At 73.9% G+C, this 20,437-nt stretch carries 16 protein-coding genes; 6 read left to right on the top strand and 10 right to left on the bottom strand.

The genetic code is table 11. The features are described from left to right. Positions 1-61: 61 nt before the first annotated feature. Positions 62-1,858 (bottom strand): ABC-F family ATP-binding cassette domain-containing protein, encoded by a 1,797-nt coding sequence (locus ACIP64_RS18720; protein ID WP_401587684.1) that lies wholly within the window; start codon positions 1,856-1,858, stop codon positions 62-64. A 125-nt stretch (positions 1,859-1,983) separates the two neighbouring features. On the opposite strand from ACIP64_RS18720, the gene ACIP64_RS18715 reads away from it, so the two are divergent. Next, positions 1,984-2,178, top strand: a complete 195-nt coding sequence (locus ACIP64_RS18715) for a hypothetical protein (protein WP_401587682.1) — start codon at positions 1,984-1,986, stop codon at positions 2,176-2,178. A gap of 12 nt (positions 2,179-2,190) precedes the next feature. Here the strand turns inward: ACIP64_RS18715 and ACIP64_RS18710 are convergent, their stop codons facing one another. From ACIP64_RS18710 to rsmI, 7 genes are all read right to left on the bottom strand, one after another. Continuing rightward, positions 2,191-3,507 carry an acyltransferase gene (locus tag ACIP64_RS18710; protein WP_401587680.1) on the bottom strand — a complete coding sequence of 439 codons (1,317 nt, stop codon included), beginning with the start codon at positions 3,505-3,507 and terminating at the stop codon, positions 2,191-2,193. A gap of 82 nt (positions 3,508-3,589) precedes the next feature. Continuing rightward, positions 3,590-4,504, bottom strand: a complete 915-nt coding sequence (locus tag ACIP64_RS18705; RefSeq protein ID WP_401587677.1) for a 4-(cytidine 5'-diphospho)-2-C-methyl-D-erythritol kinase — start codon at positions 4,502-4,504, stop codon at positions 3,590-3,592. A 64-nt stretch (positions 4,505-4,568) separates the two neighbouring features. Continuing rightward, positions 4,569-5,441, bottom strand: coding sequence for a 16S rRNA (adenine(1518)-N(6)/adenine(1519)-N(6))-dimethyltransferase RsmA (gene rsmA / locus ACIP64_RS18700; protein WP_401587675.1), 873 nt, complete (start codon positions 5,439-5,441; stop codon positions 4,569-4,571). Between the two features lie 604 nt (positions 5,442-6,045). After that, positions 6,046-7,275 carry a ubiquitin-like domain-containing protein gene (locus ACIP64_RS18695; RefSeq protein WP_401587673.1) on the bottom strand — a complete coding sequence of 410 codons (1,230 nt, stop codon included), beginning with the start codon at positions 7,273-7,275 and terminating at the stop codon, positions 6,046-6,048. A 93-nt stretch (positions 7,276-7,368) separates the two neighbouring features. Then, positions 7,369-8,274 carry a TatD family hydrolase gene (locus ACIP64_RS18690; RefSeq protein WP_401587670.1) on the bottom strand — a complete coding sequence of 302 codons (906 nt, stop codon included), beginning with the start codon at positions 8,272-8,274 and terminating at the stop codon, positions 7,369-7,371. 30 nt (positions 8,275-8,304) lie between these two features. Next, positions 8,305-8,706, bottom strand: coding sequence for a hypothetical protein (locus ACIP64_RS18685; protein ID WP_401587669.1), 402 nt, complete (start codon positions 8,704-8,706; stop codon positions 8,305-8,307). Between the two features lie 190 nt (positions 8,707-8,896). Beyond that, positions 8,897-9,787, bottom strand: a complete 891-nt coding sequence (gene rsmI / locus ACIP64_RS18680; protein ID WP_401587666.1) for a 16S rRNA (cytidine(1402)-2'-O)-methyltransferase — start codon at positions 9,785-9,787, stop codon at positions 8,897-8,899. A gap of 91 nt (positions 9,788-9,878) precedes the next feature. On the opposite strand from rsmI, the gene ACIP64_RS18675 reads away from it, so the two are divergent. Further along, entirely contained in the window at positions 9,879-11,594 is a 1,716-nt protein-coding gene (locus ACIP64_RS18675; RefSeq protein WP_401587665.1) for a dolichyl-phosphate-mannose--protein mannosyltransferase, read from the top strand. A gap of 13 nt (positions 11,595-11,607) precedes the next feature. Here ACIP64_RS18675 and ACIP64_RS18670 read toward each other — a convergent pair whose 3' ends face one another. Next, positions 11,608-13,245, bottom strand: a complete 1,638-nt coding sequence (locus tag ACIP64_RS18670; RefSeq protein WP_401587663.1) for a S8 family serine peptidase — start codon at positions 13,243-13,245, stop codon at positions 11,608-11,610. Between the two features lie 219 nt (positions 13,246-13,464). Between ACIP64_RS18670 and ACIP64_RS18665 the strand changes: the two genes are divergently transcribed. The 4 genes from ACIP64_RS18665 (at position 13,465) to ACIP64_RS18650 (ending at position 18,993) form a co-directional block, all read left to right on the top strand. Further along, complete coding sequence (locus tag ACIP64_RS18665; protein ID WP_401587661.1) at positions 13,465-15,873, top strand: SpoIIE family protein phosphatase; 2,409 nt, start codon at positions 13,465-13,467, stop codon at positions 15,871-15,873. Between the two features lie 133 nt (positions 15,874-16,006). Next, a complete protein-coding gene (locus ACIP64_RS18660; RefSeq protein WP_401587660.1) occupies positions 16,007-17,626 on the top strand; it encodes a penicillin-binding transpeptidase domain-containing protein in 1,620 nt (539 codons plus the stop codon). Between the two features lie 42 nt (positions 17,627-17,668). Further along, a complete protein-coding gene (locus ACIP64_RS18655; RefSeq protein ID WP_401587659.1) occupies positions 17,669-18,154 on the top strand; it encodes a YbaK/EbsC family protein in 486 nt (161 codons plus the stop codon). Then, positions 18,151-18,993 carry an EamA family transporter gene (locus tag ACIP64_RS18650; protein WP_401587657.1) on the top strand — a complete coding sequence of 281 codons (843 nt, stop codon included), beginning with the start codon at positions 18,151-18,153 and terminating at the stop codon, positions 18,991-18,993. Before ACIP64_RS18655 ends, ACIP64_RS18650 begins: the two co-directional genes overlap by 4 nt. Before the next feature lie 558 nt (positions 18,994-19,551). Here ACIP64_RS18650 and ACIP64_RS18645 read toward each other — a convergent pair. Then, the gene (locus ACIP64_RS18645; RefSeq protein WP_401587654.1) at positions 19,552-20,337 is read right to left on the bottom strand and encodes an SDR family NAD(P)-dependent oxidoreductase; all 786 of its coding nucleotides are present in this window, start codon (positions 20,335-20,337) and stop codon (positions 19,552-19,554) included. Between the last annotated feature and the right edge of the window lie 100 nt (positions 20,338-20,437).

Here is a 20,437-nt window from a genome sequence, read left to right as displayed (position 1 = left end):
CCGTTCCGAGCCCGCGCCCGGCGACCGTTACGGCACTGCTACACCCCTGCCCGGCAGGTGGCTACGCCTCCGCCTCGTCGGCCAACTCCAGCCAGCGCATCTCCAGTTCCTCGCGCTCCGTGCCCAGCGAGCGCAGCTCCATGTCGAGTTCGGCGACCTTCTCGAAGTTCGTCGCGTTCTCGGCGATGGCCGCGTGCAGCTTGGACTCCCGCTCGCTGACCTTGTCCAACTGCCGCTCGATGCGCTGCAGTTCCTTCTTGGCGGCGCGGCTGTCGCCGCCGCCCTTGGGCTTGGCCGGGGCGGGCGCGGGGGCCGCGGCCTCCACCACGGCGCGGCGCCGCTCCAGGTACTCGTCGATGCCGCGCGGCAGCATGCGCAGCGTCGCGTCGCCGAGCAGGGCGAAGGTGCGGTCGGTGGTGCGCTCCAGGAAGTAGCGGTCGTGGGAGATGACGACCATCGAGCCCGGCCAGCCGTCGAGCAGGTCCTCCAGCTGGGTCAGCGTCTCGATGTCCAGGTCGTTGGTGGGCTCGTCGAGGAAGAGCACGTTCGGCTCGTCCATCAGCAGGCGCAGCAGCTGGAGCCTGCGGCGCTCACCGCCGGACAGGTCGCCGACCGGCGTCCACTGCTTCTCGTTGGTGAAGCCGAACTTCTCGCAGAGCTGACCTGCCGTCAGTTCACGGCCCTTGCCGAGGTCCACACGGCCGCGCACGGACTCCACGGCCTGGAGCACACGGATCGCCGGGTCGAGTTCGGCGACCTCCTGCGACAGATAGGCCAGGCGCACGGTCCTGCCCACCGCGACCTTGCCGGCCGCGGGCTGCTTCTCGCCGTCGCTCGCGGCGGCCTCGGCCAGCGCCCGCAGCAGCGAGGTCTTGCCCGCGCCGTTGACGCCGACCAGGCCCACCCGGTCACCGGGGCCGAGCTGCCAGGTCAGGTGCTTCAGCAGCACCTTGGGACCGGCCTGCACGGTCACGTTCTCCAGGTCGAAGACCGTCTTGCCCAGCCGGGTCGTGGCGAACTTCATCAGCTCCGCGTTGTCGCGCGGCGGCGGCACGTCGGCGATCAGCTCGTTGGCCGCCTCGATGCGGAAGCGCGGCTTGCTGGTGCGCGCGGGGGCGCCGCGGCGCAGCCACGCCAGCTCCTTGCGCATCAGGTTCTGCCGCTTGACCTCCTCGGTCGCGGCGATCCGCTCGCGCTCGGCGCGGGCGAAGACGTAGTCGCTGTAGCCGCCCTCGTAGTCGTGGACGTCACCGCGCTGCACGTCCCACATCCGCGTGCACACCTGGTCCAGGAACCAGCGGTCGTGGGTGACGCACACCAGCGCGGAACGGCGCACCCGCAGATGGCCCGCCAGCCACGAGATGCCCTCGACGTCGAGGTGGTTGGTGGGCTCGTCGAGCACGATCAGGTCCTGCTCTTCGATCAGCAGCTTCGCCAGCGCGATGCGGCGCCGCTCGCCACCGGAGAGCGGCCCGATCACCGTCTCCAGGCCCTGCGGGAAACCGGGCAGGTCCAGCCCGCCGAACAGGCCGGTCAGCACGTCGCGGATCTTCGCGTCCCCGGCCCAGTCGTGGTCGGGCCGGTCGCCGAGCACCTCGTGGCGGACGGTCGCCGCCGGGTCCAGGCTGTCGTGCTGGGTCAGCACGCCCAGCCGCAGCCCGGAGGTGTGCGTCACGCGCCCGCTGTCCGGGCCCTCCAGCTTGGCCAGCATCCGGATCAGGGTCGTCTTGCCGTCCCCGTTGCGGCCGACGACGCCGATGCGGTCGCCCTCCGATACGCCGAGCGAGATCGCGTCCAGCAGGGTGCGGGTGCCGTACACCTTGCTGACGGACTCGACGTTGACCAGATTGACGGCCATGGGACTCCTGTCGATACGAAAGAACGACCTCCCAGGGTAGTGCTGCCGCATGTCGCCCCGGATACGCCCATCGGGCTCCGGCACCCTCCCGCACGGCGCGGCCGCCTGTCTGTACCGTTTCCCCCGTGGAGAAGGATCCGCTCGCCGAAGCCCCCGACCGGCTCGGGCGGCTCGTCGGCCGAGAACCCCGGCGCCTGCGTGACGCGGCGGACGCGGCGGAAGCAGCGGCCCGCGAGGCGGCTCCCACCGGCCGCTCGATGACCCATGACGCCTTCATGGCCGCGCTGGAGGACGAGGACCTCACGGCGGAGTCTTCGTGACCCGTCCGCCGTTCACAGGTTGGGCCGGCTCCGGCCCGCGCGGGCGACCACGGCCCAGCCGGTGGCGGCCATGAGGACGGCGGCGGGGGCCGTGAGGCGGACGGCGATCAGGACGGCGGAGTGCCCGTCGAGGAGGCCGCCGAAGCCGACCGCGGACAGGCCGAGCACGCCGAGGAGGGCGAGGGCGACGCCCAGGGCGGCGCCGGGTGCGGCGAGCGGGCCGGGAGCCGCGACGGGACGCGGGGCGGGCGGGCGTTCGGCGCGGCGGAAGACCGCGACCAGCGCGGCGGTCAGCGCCGCCGCCGCGGCGATCCGCAGCGGCACCTGGGCCCACCAGGCCGCGGACGCCGGGACGGGCAGGTCACGCCCGAGGGCGATCAGCGCGCCGTAGACCGCGAGCATGGCCGTGAGGTGCCACAGGAAGGCGGTCATGGCGACGCCGTTCGCGGCGACCACGCCCCGCCACACCCGCGGCCGGCGCAGCCACCGCCCGGCGGGTCCGCGCAGCAGCTCGACGGCGCCGACGAGCCACACACCGTGGCAGAGCAGGGCGAGCGTGGGCGGCGCCATGTTGGAGATCCGCTCGCCGGGCATCCCGACCATGGACAGCGGGTACGGGCCGAGGGCCACCAGCGCCGTCGCCGCCACCAGTCCGCCGGCGGCCATCACGCCCGCCACCGCGGGCCCGCGCAGCCGGCCGTCCGCCCGCAGGAAGCCCAGCTGGTGCACCGCCAGCCACACGAAGGCGAAGTTCAGGAACGGCACGAAGGGCACCCCGGCGGCGAAGCGCAGCACGTCCACCGCCGCGGCCGCGCCGCACAGGGCGGCGAACGCGCCCCACCCGTACCGTTCGTGCAGCCGCAGCAGCGGCGGTGTGAAGGCCGCCATCCCGAGGTAGACCCCGATGAACCACAGCGGCTGCGCCACCAGCCGCGCCGCGGCGTCCGGTACGGGCAGCAGCAGCGCCGCCGCGCCCCAGACCACGGTGAAAACCGCCGTCGGCAGCATCAGCCGGTGCAACCGGGCGCGCAGGAACGCCGCGTAGCCGCCGCCCGCGCGCACCACCGAGCGGTACGACAGCGCGTGCGAGAAGCCCCCGACGAAGAAGAAGACCGGCATGACCTGGAGCACCCAGGTCAGCGGCTGGAGCACGGGGCGCACGGCCAGCAGGTTGCCGACCTCGATGCCGCCGTCGCGGGTGCTCACCGCGGCCATCAGCCAGTGCCCCAGCACGACCGCGGCCAGCGACGCCACCCTCAGGAAGTCCACGTACCGGTCCCGGCTCGCGGGCGTGGCCGCGGCCAGTGCCGCGGCGTTCGTCTCCACCATGCGGCCACGATGCCGCCGGACCGCCCGGGCCCGGCACCGCCGGACTACTCAACTCCCGTACGAACAGGGTGAGTACGCGTACCTACGACTGCCGGACGACGGTCGCGCCCTCGGCCGGGCCGGTGGTGACACGGACCTCGCGGCAGGTGCCGGACGCGGTGAGCGCGGCGGCGACGGCCTGCGCGGACTCGGCGTCCTTGGCGAGGAAAGCGCAGGTGGGACCCGAGCCGGAGACGAGACCGGCCAGCGCCCCCGCCTCGGTGCCGGCGGCCAGGGTGGCCGCGAGCGAGGGACGCAGGGACACCGCGGCGGCCTGGAGGTCGTTGGCGAGCGAGGCGGCGAGCGCGACGGGGTCGCCGGTGCGCAGCGCGTCCAGCAGGGCCGGGGCGGGCTCGGGGTCCGGCACCGCGGCGTCGCCGCGCAGGCGGTCGCACTCGCCGTAGACGGCCGGGGTCGACAGGCCGCCGTCGGCGACCGCGAAGACCCAGTGGAAGACCCCGCCCACCGGCAGCGCGGTCAGCAGCTCGCCCCGGCCGCGGCCCAGCGCCGCACCGCCGACCAGGCTGAACGGCACGTCGCTGCCGAGCTCCGCGCAGATCTCCAGCAGCTCCTCGCGGCCGGCCCCGGTCCCCCACAGCGCGTCGCACGCGAGCAGGGCCGCGGCACCGTCGGCACTGCCGCCCGCCATGCCGCCCGCGACGGGGATGTCCTTGCGGATGTGGATGTGCACGTCCGGCGTCACACCCTCGTGCCGTGCGGCCAGTGCGATCGCCGCCCGGGCGGCGAGGTTGCTCGCGTCGGCCGGCACCTGGTCCGCGTCCCGGCCCTCGACGGTGACCCGCAGCTCGCCGGCCGGGGTGACGGTGACCTCGTCGTACAGGCCCACGGCCAGGAAGACGTTGGCCAGGTCGTGAAACCCGTCCGGGCGCGGACCGCCCACCGCGAGCTGGACGTTGACCTTGGCGGGCACGCGGACGGTCACGGATCGGCTGGTCACGGGCGTGGTTCTCCTCGGGGAACGGAACGGGGCCGCACGGCGGCGGCCCCCATTGTGCCTGCTGCTACCGCCGGGCGCCCTGCTCGGCGATCGCCGCGAACTCCTCCACCGTCAGCGACTCCCCGCGCGCCTGCGGCGACACCCCGGCGGCCACCAGGACCTCCTCGGCGGCGGCCGCCGAGCCGGCCCAGCCGGCCAGCGCGGCCCGCAGGGTCTTGCGGCGCTGCGCGAACGCGGCGTCCACCACGGCGAAGACCTCCTCGCGCGTCGCGGTCGTCCTCAGCGGCTCGGCGCGGCGCACGAGCGAGACCAGACCGGAGTCGACATTCGGCGCGGGCCAGAACACATTGCGGCCGATCGCGCCGGCCCGCTTCACCTCGGCGTACCAGGCCGCCTTGACCGACGGCACCCCGTAGACCTTCGAGCCGGGCCGCGCGGCGAGGCGGTCGGCGACCTCCGACTGCACCATCACCAGGGTGCGGTCGATGGTGGGGAAGCCGGCGAGCATGTGCAGCAGCACCGGCACGGCCACGTTGTACGGCAGGTTCGCCACCAGCGCGGTCGGCGGCGGCCCGGGCAGCTCCGCCACCCGCAGCGCGTCGTTGTGCACCAGCGTGAAGCGGTCCGCGCGGCCGGGCAGGCGGGCGGCGACGGTGTCCGGGAGCGCCGCGGCGAGCACGTCGTCGATCTCCACGGCCGTCACGCGATCCGCCGCCTCCAGCAGCGCCAGCGTCAGTGAGCCCAGTCCCGGCCCGACCTCCACCACGACGTCCTCCGGACGCACGCCCGCGGTCCGGACGATGCGGCGGACCGTGTTCGCGTCGATCACGAAGTTCTGGCCGCGCTGCTTCGTGGGGCGTACGCCCAGGGTGGCGGCCAGGGCCCGCACGTCTCCGGGGCCCAGCAGCGCGTCGTCCTGATGATCGGTCTCACTCACGGCTCCAGGGTATCCGCGGCGCGGACGCCCAGGTTCCTACCCCGCCCTCCCGCCCGTGTGCCCCATGAAGTCTGGGCGCCCCGCCGCCCGTTGTGTGGGGGCCGGGTTCGGGGCCTCCGGGGCTGCCATTCTGGACAGCACATTTAGGTGCCTCAGGCACTTTCCGTCGAGCGCTCCGGGTCATGCACCCAAATATGCTCCAGTGTCCAGAACGCCACCCCTCCAACCCCGCCCCCTCCGTAGTTGCAAGCGCCTGATCCCCGGTGGGTGGTGTGAAGCGGCACCGTGCTCGGGCACCCGTTGGCGCCGCGCCAACGACCTGCTCCGCCGTCACCGCCCACAGCACTCCCACCGGCCGTAAGCCGCCCCAACGACACCGGGAGGGGGTGCGCCGGGGTCCGCCCGCTGGGGGCACCTCCCAGCGGTAGCTGGGGGAGGGACGAGCGGCGACCGCAGTACACGAATTGCAGGGGTAACCCGCGAGCCCCGAGGACGGACTCCGGAGCGGCGCCGACCCCACAACGCACGCAGCGCAGGGCCCGCACTTACCGCGCCGGGCACACGGGAGGGAGGGCGGGGAAAAGAACCTCCCCCCGCACCCGCGTCAGCGGGTGAGCTTGCGCCCGCACACCGGCCACGGCGTCGCCCCCCGTTGAATGTAGAGCCGCTTCGCCCGGTACGTCTGCTCCTTCGCCGACGCGTCCTGCGGCCGCCCGCTCCCGCCGAGCGCGCGCCACGTGCGGCGGTCGAACTGGTAGAGGCCGCCGTAGGTGCCGCTGGAGTCGACGGCGTTGGCGCGGCCGCCGGCCTCGCACTTGCCCAGGGCGTCCCAGTTGAGGTGGTCCGCGCCCGCGACGGAGTCCGGCAGGCGCTTGGTGCCGACGCGGACGATCTCGCGGACCGGGTCGCGCACCAGTTCCTCGGCGACGGGCACGGGCTTCTGCCGGACGCCGTTGATCGTGCGGTACGAGTACGTGACGCGCCGGAGCCCGTTGCGGCCCCGTTCGTCGACGGCCGTGGTGCCCTGGAAGAGCTGGGGGTCCTCGCGCCGCACGACCTCGTAGGGGATCGGCTGCTCGCGGGTCTCCTCGCGGCCGCGGATGCGCAGGACGGAGACGGTCTGGCCGTCGCGGGGGAAGCTGTCGGGGGCCACGGAGGTGGTGTCCTCGCCGCTCAGCCGGATGCCGGCGTCGCGCACGGCCTCGCCGATGGTGGCGGCGTTGGTCTGGACGGTGCGCTCCTTGCCGTCCACGAGGAACGTCAGCTGCCGTTCGGTGCGTACGTTCAGGGCCAGGCCGCGGCGCCCGATCGGTTCGGAGCGGGAGGTCGAGACGTACGCGCCGTCGGCGCGCACGCCGAGCCGGCCGAGGGCCTCGTCGACGGTGCGGGCGGTGGTCCACAGCCGTTTCGGGCGGCCGTCCAGGGTGAGCGTGACGGGGCGGCCGTAGCGGACGGCGATGCTGTCCCCGTCGTGGAGTTCGGCGTGCCGGCCCGGGGCGACGATGTCGTGGTCGCCGACCCGGACGCCCTGGCGGCGCAGGAGTTCCCCGACGTCCCCGGCGTAGGTGTGCAGGGTGCGCACCTGGCCGTCGACGGAGAGCTGGACCGCCTTGCCGCCCGTCACGTAGGCGCCGGTGCCGCCGGCGAGGACGGCGACCACCAGGGCGCGCGGCAGCAGCCTGGCCAGCGCGTCGGGGCGCTCGGCGGCGCGCCGCCTGCGGGCTTCCGCGCGTGCGGCGACGCGGGCTGCCGCACGGCCGCCCACGGCGGGCGCCGGGCGCTGCAGCGGCAGTCCGCTGCCGTACAGCCCGGCTTCGGCATACGAATGACTCACGACGTACCTCCGGCGGGTCCGGTCGGAACCGAACCGGGACCTTAGCCGAACTTCGTCGCTATCCGTGGCTGCGTCGTCACCCCGTGTCGCGGATCAGTACCCGAACGCGCGCGCCGTGTTGGCGCCGATCGCCGCCGCGACCTCGTCCTCTGCCGCCTTCCGCGCCTCCGCGATCGCACGCACCGTGATCGGAACGAGATACGGAGCGTTAGGCCGACCGCGGTACGGCACCGGGGTCAGGAAGGGGGCGTCGGTCTCGACCAGGAGGAGCTCGGCCGGGGCGACGGCCGCCGCGTCGCGCAGGTTCTGGGCGGACTTGTAGGTGATGGTGCCGGCGAAGGACAGGTAGTAGCCCTTGTCCGCGCAGGTCCGGGCCATTTCCGCGTCGCCGGAGTAGCAGTGGAAGACCACGGTGTCCGGGGCGCCCTCCTCGTCGAGGATGCGCAGGACGTCGGCGTGCGCCTCGCGGTCGTGGATGACCAGGGCCTTGCCGTGCCGCTTGGCCATGTCGATGTGGCGGCGGAAGGAGTAGTGCTGGACGTCGACGCCCTCGGGCCCGGTGCGGAAGTAGTCCAGGCCGGTCTCGCCGACGGCGCGGACGTGCGGCAGCGCGGCCAGCGCGTCGATCTCGGCGAGCGCGGCGTCCAGTGCGGCGGTGCCGCCCCCCTCGCGGGCGCCCTGGCGGGACCACCCGTCAGGATCCCCCTGGACGATCCTGGGGGCCTCGTTGGGGTGCAGGGCGACGGCCGCCCAGACGTTGTCGTACGCCGCGGCCGTACGGGCCGCCCAGTGGGAACCGTTCACGTCGCAGCCGACCTGCACGACGGTGGTGACACCGACGGAGGCCGCCTTGGCCAGCGCGTCCTCGACGCTGCCCTCCTGCATGTCGAGGTGGGTGTGGGAGTCCGCCACCGGGACCGCGAGCGGTTCGGGGAGGGGAGGGGCGGCGGACGCGTCCTTGCGCTGGTCCTTCTGCGGGCGTTCGGGCTTCTGGGGCATGCCCCAGATCCTAGGCGGCGGCCGTGGCGGCTACGCCTGGTCCCTCCTGCGGTGCAGCAGGTGCAGCGGCGACCAGTGCCGGCCGCGGCGTTCGGTGCCGCCCTCGACGGGGGCGGCGGCCGCGACGGGGCGCCGGGGGGCGGCGCAGGGAAGGGGGCCGGCCGTCGCGGTGCTGGACCACGTGCCGGTCACATCGGACACCTGTCCGGCCCGCATGATGCGGACCTTGTGGCCCTCGCACCCGACGCACGTGGGCCGGGTCAGCGGGGACGGCACCCGCTTGCCCTCGACCATGTACCAGACGAGTTCGCGGCCCTGGGCGTCGACGTGGTGCTCTATCTCGTACGCCTGCTCCCAGCCGCGACCGCAGCTGATGCAGACGAAGGCGTACGCCTCACGAACCGTGCCATCGGTTCCGATGGTCTCGCTCATGGCAGCTCCTGTTGCCCTCCGGACGAGGCGTCCGGAGCGGGACTTCCCACTACAGAGAACGCCCACGAAGGCGCCGGTGACAGCGGGGGTGCCCTTTCTTGGGTCAGTTTTGGGGTGTATGTGGCACAAGGCCGCAGGACGCCCCGCAAGCTTTCCCTGTCCCACGATAGGACTTTGCGAAGAGCCGCGTTTAGGCGCTTGTGGGTGGGTTCGTCTCCGCGTGCTTGGCGGACACCACGGCGTCGAAGACCTCGCGCTTGGGCAGCCCCGCGTCGGCCGCGACGGCGGCGATCGCCTCCTTGCGCCGCTCCCCCGCCTCCTCGCGCGCCCGTACCCGGCGCACCAGTTCGGCCGGGTCCAGCTCCTGCGGGCCGGTCTCCGGGGCGCCCTCGACGACGATCGTGATCTCCCCGCGCACGCCGTCGGCGGCCCAGGCCGCGAGTTCCTTCAGCGGCCCGCGGCGGACCTCCTCGTACGTCTTGGTCAGCTCGCGGCAGACGGCGGCGCGGCGGTCCGCGCCGAAGACCTCGGCCATCGCGCCCAGGGTCTCCGCGAGGCGGTGCGGTGCCTCGAACCAGACCAGCGTGCGCCGCTCGGCCGCGGTCTCCGCCAGCCGGGCCCGGCGCTCGCCGGCCTTGCGCGGCGGGAAGCCCTCGAAGCAGAAGCGGTCGACGGGCAGGCCGCTGAGCGCGAGCGCGGTGAGCACGGCGGACGGGCCGGGCACCGCGGTGACCCGCAGGTCCCGCTCGACGGCGGCGGCCACCAGCCGGTAGCCCGGGTCGGACACCGAGGGCATCCCCGCGTCGGTCACCAGCAGCACGCGCGACCCGTCCTCCAGGGCGCGGACCAGTTCCGGGGTGCGGGCCGACTCGTTGCCCTCGAAGTACGACACGACCCGCGCCGTGGTCGTCACACCGAGCGCCTGGGTGAGCCGGCGCAGCCGCCGGGTGTCCTCGGCGGCGATGACGTCCGCGGCGGCCAGCTCGGCCGACAGCCGGGGCGGGGCGTCGGCGATGTCGCCGATGGGGGTGCCCGCGAGCACGAGTACGCCTGCGTCCGCCGGTCCGGTCGAAGTGGTCACCGCCCCAGTCTCCCACCCGGTCGGACCCGGCCGGACCCTCGGATGGCCCGGTCCTCAGCGCATCCACAAGCCGCTTCCCTACGATGGCCCGGTGACGAGTGACACCGCTACGCAGGCGGATCCGGCCGAGGACGCCGAGCACGCCTCCCCCGAGCCGGCGGAGCAGGACTCCTGGCAGCGGCGGCTGCGCCGCTTCGGCCATGTGGACCGTCCGCGCACGAGCCTGCGCGACCGGCTGGTGCCGCCGTTCCCCGAGCCGGGGACACGCGCCTGGTCGGCGCTGGGGGTGGGCCCGGTGCTCGCGACCCGGCTGGCCCGCTGGTCGGCCTGGGGCGGCCCGCTGCTGGTGGCGCTCTTCGCGGGCGTGATGCGGTTCTGGAACCTGGGCAGCCCGCGCGCGGTGATATTCGACGAGACGTACTACGCCAAGGACGCCTGGTCGCTGCTGCAGTACGGCTACGAGGGCAGCTGGCCCGACAAGGCCAACGACCAGATCCTCTCCCGGCCGCCGACGATCCCGTTGTCGGAGGCGCCGTCCTACGTCGTCCACCCGCCCGTCGGCAAGTGGGTCATCGCCTCCGGTGAGTGGATCTTCGGGCTGAACCCGTTCGGCTGGCGGTTCGCGATGGCCGTCCTGGGCACCCTGTCGGTGCTGATGCTGTGCCGCATCGGGCGGCGGCTGTTCCGGTCCACCGCACTGGGCTGCCTGGCCGGCGGCCTGATGGCGGTGGACGGCCTGCACTTCGTGATGAGCCGCACCGCCCTGCTGGACCTCGTCGTCATGTTCTGGGTGCTGGCCGCCTTCGGCTGCCTGCTCATCGACCGCGACAAGGCCCGCGCCCGCCTCGCGGCGGCGCTGCCCGAAGGGCGCCCGGTCGACCACGTCGCGTCCTTCACATGGCTGGGGGTGCGGCCGTGGCGGATCGCGGCCGCGATCTGCCTGGGCCTGGCCATCGGCACCAAGTGGAACGGCCTGTACGTGCTCGCCGGCTTCGGCATCCTCACCGTGCTGTGGGACGCCGGAGCCCGCCGCGTCGCCGGTGCCCGCCACCCGTGGCTGACCGCGTTCTGGCTGGACGGCCTGTGGGCGGGCTTCTCCATGGTGGCCGTCGCCCTCGGCACCTACCTGGTGTCCTGGCTCGGCTGGTTCACCACGGACAAGGGCTACGACCGGACCTGGGCCAAGGGCGACGGCGGCTTCCTCTCCGACTCCTGGGCGGCGCTGCGCAGCCTGTGGCACTACGAGACGCAGGTCTACGACTTCCACGTCAACCTGCACTCGCCGCACACCTACCAGTCCAACCCCTGGAGCTGGCTGGTGCTGGGCCGGCCCGTCTCGTACTTCTACGAGTCCCCCAAGGAGGGCCAGGACGGCTGCACCGCGGTCGGCGGCTGCGCCCGCGAGGTGCTGGGCATCGGCACGCCCGCGCTGTGGTGGGCCGCGTGCTTCGCCCTGCTGTACGTGCTCTACCGCTGGGCCTTCCGCCGCGACTGGCGGGCCGGGGCCATCGCGTGCGGCGTGGCCGCGGGCTACCTGCCCTGGTTCCTGTACCAGGAGCGCACGATCTTCCTCTTCTACGCGGTCGTCTTCCTGCCCTTCCTGTGCCTGGCCCTCGCGATGATGCTGGGCGCGGTCCTCGGCCCGCCGGGGGCGGGTGAGCAGCGCCGGATGTGGGGCGCGGTGGGCGCGGGGACGCTGGTGCTGCTGATCGTCTTCAACTTCATCTACTTCTGGCCGCTCTACACCGGCCAGACGATCCCGATGGACGCCTGGCGGCAGCGGATGTGGCTCGACACCTGGATCTGACCCGCCCGCGCGGTCAGCAGCCGGGGCCGCCGAGCCAGGGCCCGAGGTCGCGGACGGTGTCCTCGACGAGGGCGGCGACGAACTCCCCGACGGGGTCGGTGCCGTCATCGGAACGGCCCGAACGGCCCGGGCGGACGGCGGTGAAGGTGTCCATGGGCGCGGTGGCCGTGTTCTCGCCGTCCCGTCCGTCCTGGCCGCCGCCGCCAGTGACGTTCTCGCCGCTCTGGCCGTTCTGGTCCTTCCGGCCCGTGGTCCCGCCCGCGCCCTGCTGCGGGCCGGCGGGGCGCTGCGCGGCCGTGCCGGAGGGGGCGGACGGCGCGGCGGCGGACCCCGCCCCGCAGTCCAGGCCGGCGCGGTCGGTGCGTACGAGGCCGTAGCGCACGCCTCGGCCGGTGGCGGGGATGGGCTGGGAGCACGCGCCGAGCCGGGCGAGGGTCTGCCCGGGCGCGCCGGTGCACACGCCGGTGCTGCGGCACAGGGCGGCGGTGGCGCTGACGAAGCCGGTGGCCATGCTCGTGCCGGACAGTGCCTGGTAGGCGTTGTTCGGGTAGGTCGAGACGATGTCGACGCCCGGGGCGGCGATGTCCACCGAGTCGCCGCGGTTGGAGAAGTACGCCAGGGAGTTGTCGGGCCCGGTCGCGGCGACCGAGATGACCTCGGGGTAGCCGGACGGGTACTCCCTCACCGTGGTGCCGTCGTTCCCGGCGGCGCCGACGAGGGTGACCCCGGAGGCGGCGGCGATCTCCACGGCCGCGTGCAGCAGCGGGCTGTCGTCGGCGGAGGTCAGGCTCATGTTGACGACGCCGATGTTGTGCGTCGCGGCGTTGGCGGCCACCCACAGCAGGCCCTCGGCGACCTGGGAGACGGAGCCGGTCCCGTCGTCGTCGAGGACCTTGACGTTCCACAGCCGTGTGCCCATGGCCTCGCTGGCGATGCCGATGCCGTTGTCGGTGACGGCGCCGATGATCCCGGCCAGGTGGGTGCCGTGGCCGTAGTGGTCGTCCACGGTGGGGCTGCCGGAGAAGTTGACCGCCCCGGCGACGACGCCCGCCAGGTCCTCGTGCCGCGCGTCGATGCCGGTGTCCAGTACGGCCACGGTCACGTCGTTGCGGGCACCGCAGGTGGGGGCCTTGACGGCGAACAGCCCCCACTGGAGCTCGGGCGTGTAGTAGGGGTCGTTCGGCACGCAGGCGCCCGGCACACCCGCGTAGGGCACGCGGTCCTTGCCGGGCAGGACGTGCTCCTTGCCCGTGCCGGGCGAGGGCGCGCCGGTCCCGCCGCCGGGCTTCAGCGGCGGGAGCACCGCGACCCGGCCGGCGCGCTCGGGCGCGTGCACGATCCCGTCCCGGACGACGGCGCTGACCAGGCGGTTCGCACGGAGGGCGGCGGCCTGTGCCGCGGTCGCGCGGATGGTGTAGGCCTTCAGCGTGCGGCCGGCGGCGGCGACGTCGTAGACCCGGCCGACGGTGGCGTGGTGCGGGCGGGCGTGCTCGGCGGCCACGGTGCGGACATCGCCCGCCGAGTCCTTGAGCATCACGATCCACTGCGCGGCCGGGCCCTCCGCCGCGCTCGCCGCACCCGGCACGAACGCCGAGAGCAGAGCACTCACCACCAGGGGGGCCGCCACGTCCGCCCCGCGTGCCCACGTCAAAGACCGCCTGGTCCTCATGCGTACTCCCGTCACACCGGCGCGCCCCTCGCGCGTCCACCGAGACCGGGAACGTACGACAATCGGACTGTCTTACTGATTTCCCACACCGGTAGCGGGCCCCCGCCCACCCCGGCGGGTCAGCGCCGGGCCGTTTTGCGGCGTCACCGCCGCCGCCCTAGCGTGGAAACGCGCTCACCCCCTCACGGGGAAACACCTCATATGACCAGCCCCGACGACAAGGCAATCGAAGCGGCCGCTGCCGACGCCGGCGGCGGTTCGGCGCTGGCGGTGGTCGACGGGGCGGGGCGCCTGACCCGGTGGACCGACAGCGCGAGACGGCTGCTGGGCTACCGGGCCGAGGAGGTGCTCAGCACCCCCGCCGCCGGCCTGCTGGCCGCGGCGGCCGAGTTGCCGAACGGCTTCACCGGCGCGTGGTCGGGGACGGTCGGGCTGCGGCACCGCGACGGCGCGCCGTTCCCGATGGGCCTGCGGGTCTCCCCCCTGCCGGGGCGCGACGGCGAAATGGACTGGCTGGTCTCGATGGCGCCGCCCGACGCCGGGGTGCTGGAGGCGGTCGGCGAGGCCTGTCCCTTCCCCATGGCCGTCTGGGACAGCGACCTGCGGATGACCTGGCTCAACGACGCCCTGGCGCAGGCCTACGGCATGCCCCGCGAGCAGCGTCTCGGGCGCCGGCTGTACGAGTCGCCGCTGTACCGGAACACCCGGGAGGTCACCCGGCTGCTGCGGAAAGTGCTGAACACCGGGGTCCCGGAGATCGACCACGAGCTGGAGCAGCTGGACCACTACCGCCACCGCGCCTACGCCCTGTCGGTGTTCCCCGTCGCCAACGCCCGAGACGGCCGCCCAGGGGTGTGCTCCCTCAATGTGGACGTCACCAGCAGCCGGCGGACCCGGGAGCGGATGACCCTGCTGAGCCGGGCGAGCCGCCGCATCGGCGCGCACCTGGACGTGATGCAGACCGCGCAGGACCTGGCCGACGTGCTGGTGCCGGTGCTCGCGGACTACGTCACCGTCGACCTGGCGGAGTCCGTCGAGCTCGGCGACGCCCCGCTCGCCCGGCTCGGCTCGTCGCACGGGGACGTCCCGGCGTTCTTCCGCGCCGGCCAGATGTCGGTCCACGACGACTTCCGCGAGTCCCTCTGGCCGCGCGGCAGCGCCGTCTTCGTCCCGCCGGACTCGCCCTTCATCGAGGTCCTGTCCTCCGGCCGGTCCCATCTGGAGACCGTCCTGGAGACGGGTCCCGGCAACTGGCTCGACCACGACCCGCGGCGGCGGGAGCGCATCCTGACCCTGGGCATGCACACCTTGCTGATCCTGCCCATCCACGCCCGCGACGAGATCCTGGGCATCGCGGTGATGGTCCGCACCGAGAACCCGCTGCCCTTCGACGAGAACGACCGGACGCTCGCCGAGGAGCTGGTCAGCCGGGCGGCGCTGAGCCTGGACAACGCCCGCCGCTACACCCGCGAGCACACCGCGGCCCTGGCCCTGCAGCGGGACCTGCTGCCGAGCGACCCGAACGGCGGGAACGCCGTGGACGTGGTGTCGCGCTACCTGCCCTCGGACGCGGAGGGCGGCGTCGGCGGCGACTGGTTCGACGTGATCCCGGTGTCCGGCGCCCGGGTGGCGCTGGTGGTCGGGGACGTCGTCGGGCACGGCATCAACGCGGCGGCGACCATGGGGCGGCTGCGCACCGCCGTGATCACCCTCGCCGCCCTGGACCAGCCGCCCGACGAACTGCTGAGGAACCTCGACGAGCTGTACGTGCGCCTCACCGAGGAGTCCGACGGCCGGGCGCTGCCCACCGCCCTCATGGGGGCCACCTGCCTCTACATGGTCTACGACCCGGTGACCCGGTGCTGCGTCTCGGCGCGGGCCGGGCATCCGCCGCCCGCGTTCATCGACCCGGCGACGGGCGAGGTGTCCTACCTCGACATCCCCTCCGGGGCGCCGCTGGGCATCGGCACCCGGTCGTTCCAGCCGGTGACGCACCACCTGCCCGAGGGCAGCGTCCTCGTCCTGTACACCGACGGCCTCGTCGAGACCCGCGAGCACGACATCGACCACGGTCTGGAGCAGTTGCGCCGGGCGCTCACCCAGCCGCCGGGGACCGGGCTGGAGGAGCTGACCGCCAGGGCGGTGGGCACGCTCGGCGACCACCGCCAGGACGACGACGTGGCGGTGCTGCTCGCCCGTACCCGGTCGCTGTGCCCCAGCCGCTTCGCCACCTGGGAGGTGCCGCGGGAGGCCGCGGCGGTCGCGGGCCTGCGCGCCGCGGCCGTGCGGACCCTCACCACCTGGGGCCTGGAGCGCCTGGTGCCCGCCGCGGAGCAGATCGTCGGCGAGCTGCTCGCCAACGCGGTGCTCCACGGGGCGGTGCCGATACGGCTGCGGCTGATCCGCGACCGGGTCCTGGTCGTCGAGGTCTTCGACAACGGGTGCTCGATGCCGCGGCAGCACAAGTCGTCGTCGGCCGACGAGGCCGGGCGGGGCGTGGCCCTCGCCGCGGCGCTGTCCTCACGCTTCGGGGTCCGCTCCTCCCCGGAGGGCAAAAGCGTGTGGGCGGAGCTGGAGTTGCCGGCCGGCTACACCGGTCCGCCGTGCTGACACCGTCCCCGGGCGGGGCCCGGGACGCGAAGCTGTGACCGATAAACGCCCCAGTTGTCACCCGTGCAGCGTAGAGTGCGCTTGCTGCACAGCTTTTTGAACGCGTTCAGGAGGATCACGGGGAGGGTCGGCCATGCGCCGAGGCGTCAAGGTGGGGATCATCAGCACGGTGTTCGCGGGGATGGTGGGGGCCGCGGGCTACGGTGCGTACAACGTCTACCAGGGGTTGAACGGCGGCGGGGGCTTCACCGCCCAGGCCGCGCCCGTGGAGACGGGGCCGCCGAGCGCGGCCGAGGTGGAGCAGACCGCGAAGGCCTTCCTCGCGGCCTGGGCCAAGGGCGACACGACGGCGGCGGGGAGCCTGACCAACGACGCCACGACGGCGCGGGACGCGCTGGCCGCCTACCGCACCGAGGCCCATGTGACCCGGGTGAAGCTGACGCCCGGCACACCGGCGGACCGCGTGGTGCCGTTCAACGTCGTCGCCACGCTCTCCTACGGCGGCAAGACCTCCACCTGGAAGTACGGCTCCGCGCTCACGGTCTTCCGCGGCGCGACCACGCACAAGCCGCTGGTGGACTGGCAGCCGTCCGTCCTGTACCCGAAACTGACGCCGGGTCAGTCGCTGGTCACCGGTGAGGCCGCCTCCCCGCAGGTGATCGTGGTGGACCGTGCCGGAAAGACCCTGAACGCCGCCCAACTCCCCTCCCTGTCCTCCGTGCTGCCGCAACTGCGCGAGCGGTACGGCAGCAGGCTCAGCGGCGGCAAGCCCGGCATCGAGACCTACGTATCCGGTCCCGACGGCCCCGGGCAGACCCTGCACACCCTCTCCGCGGGCACCCCCGCCAAGCTGCACACCACGCTCGACGCGGCACTCCAGGCGACCGCGGAGAAGGCCGTCAAGCGCAAGCCCCAGTCGTCGGTCGCCGCGGTGAAGGCGAGCACCGGCGAGATCCTGGCGTTCGCCAACAACCCGGCCACCGACAACAACAACGCCTTCAACGCCCAGGTGGCCCCCGGCTCCACCTTCAAGGTCATCACGGCGACGGCCCTGCTGGAGAAGGGCGTCAGCCCCGGCACCCCGGCGCCGTGCCCCGCCACCGCCAACTACAACAACGGCAAGATGTTCCACAACGTGGAGAGCTCGTCCGACCCCTCCGCGACCTTCCAGCGGGACTTCGCCATCTCCTGCAACACCGGCTTCATCAAGCTCGCGGGCAACCTCAGCGAGTCCTCCGTGCCCGACGTCGCCCAGCGCTACTACGGCTTCGGCCAGACCTGGAACGTCGGCGTCCCCGCCTGGGACGGCCGGGTGCCCGGCGGCAGCGGCGACGAGATGACCGAGGAGATGATCGGCCAGGGCCAGATCCAGATGAGCCCCCTCAACATGGCCGCCGTGGCCGCGACCGCGGACACCGGCACCTTCCGCCAGCCCCGGCTCGTCGCCAAGGACCTCATCGGCGAACCGCTCGCCAAGGCCGGCAGCTCACTGCCGTACGGCGTGCGCAGCAGCCTCAAGTCGATGATGCGGCTCACCGCGTCGAGCGGCACCGCCGCCGGGGCGATGAGCGGCGTCTACGGGGACGTCGGCGCGAAGACCGGCTCCGCGGAGGTCGGCGGCCAGGAGAAGCCGAACGGGTGGTTCCTCGCCTACCGCAACGACGTCGCCGCCGCCGGCATGGTGCTGGAGGGCGGCCACGGCGGCGACTCCGCGGGCCCCATCGTGGCGTCCGTGCTCAAGGCCTCTTCGTGACGATTTGGCGTCCGGCCCCCGCCTGGGACTAGCGTTCCGGGCATGCCGACCCCAGCCGCCGCCCACCCCAGGTTCGCCGAAGCCCTCGCCGGACTGGGCCTCCAGGTCCCCGTACGCTCCTTCCCGGACGCGACCCGCACCGCGGCGCAGGCCGCGGAGGCGATCGGCTGCGACCTCAGCCAGATCGTCAAGTCCCTGATCTTCCAGGCGGACGGGGCCCCCGTCCTCGTCCTCATGGACGGCGCCTCCCGCGTCGACGTCGACCTGGTCCGGGCCGAACTCGGCGCGGCGGCCGTCCGGCGCGCCGACGCGGACCTGGTGCGCGAGACGACGGGGTACGCCATCGGCGGCGTACCCCCCTTCGGGCACCGCACCCGCACCACGGTCCTCGCCGACCGGGGACTGCTGCGGCACGCGACCGTGTGGGCCGCCGCCGGCACCCCGCACACCGTCTTCCCGATGGCCCCCGGCGACCTCGTCCGGCACGCCGGGGCCACCCTGGCCGACGTCCGCGAACGCACCGCGTGACCCCGCTGGTCGCGGTGGCCGTCCTGGTCGCCGCCGTCACGCACGCCTCCTGGAACGCCCTCGCCCACGGCATCGGCGACCGCTTCGCCGCATTCACCCTCGTCGGCGCGGGCGGCGCGCTGTGCGCCGCCCCCATCGCCGTGTTCGCGCCCCTGCCGGCCTCCGGGGCGTGGCCCTGGCTCCTCACGTCGGTGGGGATCCATCTCGCCTACATGTACCTGCTGATGAAGTCCTTCACCCTGGGCGACTTCGGGCAGGTCTACCCCGTGGCCCGCGGCGTCGCCCCCATGGTCGTGACGCTGCTCGCCGCCGTGTTCGTCGGCGAGATCCCGGACGCCTGGCAGACCGCGGGCGTCGCCGTCGCCTCCGCGGGACTCGCCGGCGCCGCCCTGTGGGGCATGCGCGGACGCCGCACCGACCGGCGCGCGCTCGGCGCCGCCCTCGGCACCGGCCTCACGATCGCGGCGTACACCGTCGTCGACGGCGTGGGCGTCCGCGCCTCCGGCACCGCCCCCGGGTATGTCGCGTGGCTCCTGCTCCTCCAGGGCGTCCTGCTCACGGGTACCGCATTCGCGGTCCGCCGCACGGCCCTCCTGCCCGAACTGCGCCCCGCCGCCGGGCGCGGCCTGCTCAGCGGCGCCCTGTCCGTCGCCGCCTACGGGCTGGTCCTGTGGGCCCAGACCCGAGGCGAACTGGCGCCCATCGCGGCGCTGCGCGAGACGTCCATCATCGCGGGCGCGGTCATCGGGGCGGTGTGCTTCCGCGAACGGCTGGGGCGCCCGAGGATTGTGGCGTCCCTGGTGGTGGTGGCCGGCATCGGCCTGATGCTCCACTCCTGACCTGGGTTTTTCCCCGCCCTCCCACCCGTGTGCCCCAGGAAGTCAGGTGCCCCGACGCGCGTTGTGGGGGGCCGGGTGCGGGGCCTCCGGGGCTGCCATTCTGGACAGCACATTTAGGTGCCTCAGGCACTGTCGGCTGCGTGCCCCGGGTTGTGCACCCAAATATGCTCCACAGTCCAGAACGCCACCCTCCCCCAGCTACCGCTGGGAGGTGCCCCCAACTCCCCCGCCCCCTCAGGTTTCGCCATGCGCCTGATCCCCGGTGGGTGGTGTTGAACGGCACCGTGTTCGGGCACCCGTTGGCGCAGCGCCAACAACATGCTCCGCCGTCACCGCCAACAGACACCCCACCGGCCGTAAGTCGCCCCAACGACCCCGGGAGGGGGTGCGCCGGGGTCCGCCCGCAGGCGACGAGCGGCGACCGCGGCGCCGATAAGTAGGGCCAAACCGCGAGCGCCGAGGACGGACTCCGGAGCGGCGCCGACCCCACAACGCACGCAGCGCGGGGCCCGCACTTACCGCGCCGGGCACACGGGAGGGAGGGTGGGGGAAAAACCGTCAGGGACGAGCACGGGCGAAGCCCGCGTGGTGGGCAAGCACACCCCCGTCAACCGGGAGCACAACCCCCGTCACCCACCCCGCGTCCCCCGACGCGAGAAACGCCACCGCCGACGCGATGTCGTCCGGCTCGCCGACGCGCCCCATGGGATAGATCTCCGCGATCCGTTCGAGGTCGGCCTCGCGGCCGGCCCACGCGGGGGTGCGGACCGTGCCCGGGGCGACGAGGTTGACGCGGACGCCGCGCGGCGCGGCGTGTGCCGCGAGGGTGCGGGTGAGGGAGGCGAGGCCCGCCTTGGCGGCGCTGTAGGCGTGGTTGCCGAAGTCGACGTGGCCGTTGACGGAGCCGATGTTCACGATCGCGCCGCGCCCGCCGGCCTGCGTCAGCCACGGCAGGGCGGCCCGCGCGCAGCGCATCGCGCCGGTGAGGGTGACCTCGATGTCCTCGTACCAGTCCGCGTCGAGGAGATCCTCGAACCGCGGGGGGTCGACGTGGCACGCGTACGCGTTGTTGACCAGGACGTCGAGCCGCCCGAAGCGGTCGACGGCGTGGGCCATGGCCGCGTCGACCGCGGCCTGGTCGGCGACGTCGCAGGCGACCGCGTCGGCGAGGCCGCCGCCATCGGACTGCTGCGTGAGTGCGGCCGCCGTCGCGGCCGCGCGCTCCCCGTCGGCGTCGGCGAGCAGGACCGCGGCCCCCTCGGACATCAGCCGGCGCGCGGTGGCCGCACCGATGCCCTGGCCGCCTCCGGTGACGACGGCGACGTGTCCTTCGAATCTGCGCATGCCCGGGTCCTTCCGCCGCTCCGGGGGAGAGCATTTCGTCGCGCGCACCCTCTCGCCCGGCTACTGGCGCGTAGCGTAACGTGCACGCACACCGAACGGG

This window comes from Streptomyces sp. NPDC088733 (assembly GCF_044751185.1).
Lineage (GTDB): Bacteria > Actinomycetota > Actinomycetes > Streptomycetales > Streptomycetaceae > Actinacidiphila.
This window is presented reverse-complemented; position numbering and strand designations above follow the sequence as displayed.

Coding starts and splice junctions, on each gene's coding strand:
- ACIP64_RS18720 (WP_401587684.1), bottom strand. CDS start 1,858: ATGGCCGTCAATCTGGTCAACGTCGAGTCCGTCAGCAAGGTGTACGGC.
- ACIP64_RS18665 (WP_401587661.1), top strand. CDS start 13,465: ATGACCAGCCCCGACGACAAGGCAATCGAAGCGGCCGCTGCCGACGCC.
- ACIP64_RS18660 (WP_401587660.1), top strand. CDS start 16,007: ATGCGCCGAGGCGTCAAGGTGGGGATCATCAGCACGGTGTTCGCGGGG.
- ACIP64_RS18710 (WP_401587680.1), bottom strand. CDS start 3,507: ATGGTGGAGACGAACGCCGCGGCACTGGCCGCGGCCACGCCCGCGAGC.
- ACIP64_RS18685 (WP_401587669.1), bottom strand. CDS start 8,706: ATGAGCGAGACCATCGGAACCGATGGCACGGTTCGTGAGGCGTACGCC.
- ACIP64_RS18690 (WP_401587670.1), bottom strand. CDS start 8,274: ATGCCCCAGAAGCCCGAACGCCCGCAGAAGGACCAGCGCAAGGACGCG.
- ACIP64_RS18655 (WP_401587659.1), top strand. CDS start 17,669: ATGCCGACCCCAGCCGCCGCCCACCCCAGGTTCGCCGAAGCCCTCGCC.
- ACIP64_RS18645 (WP_401587654.1), bottom strand. CDS start 20,337: ATGCGCAGATTCGAAGGACACGTCGCCGTCGTCACCGGAGGCGGCCAG.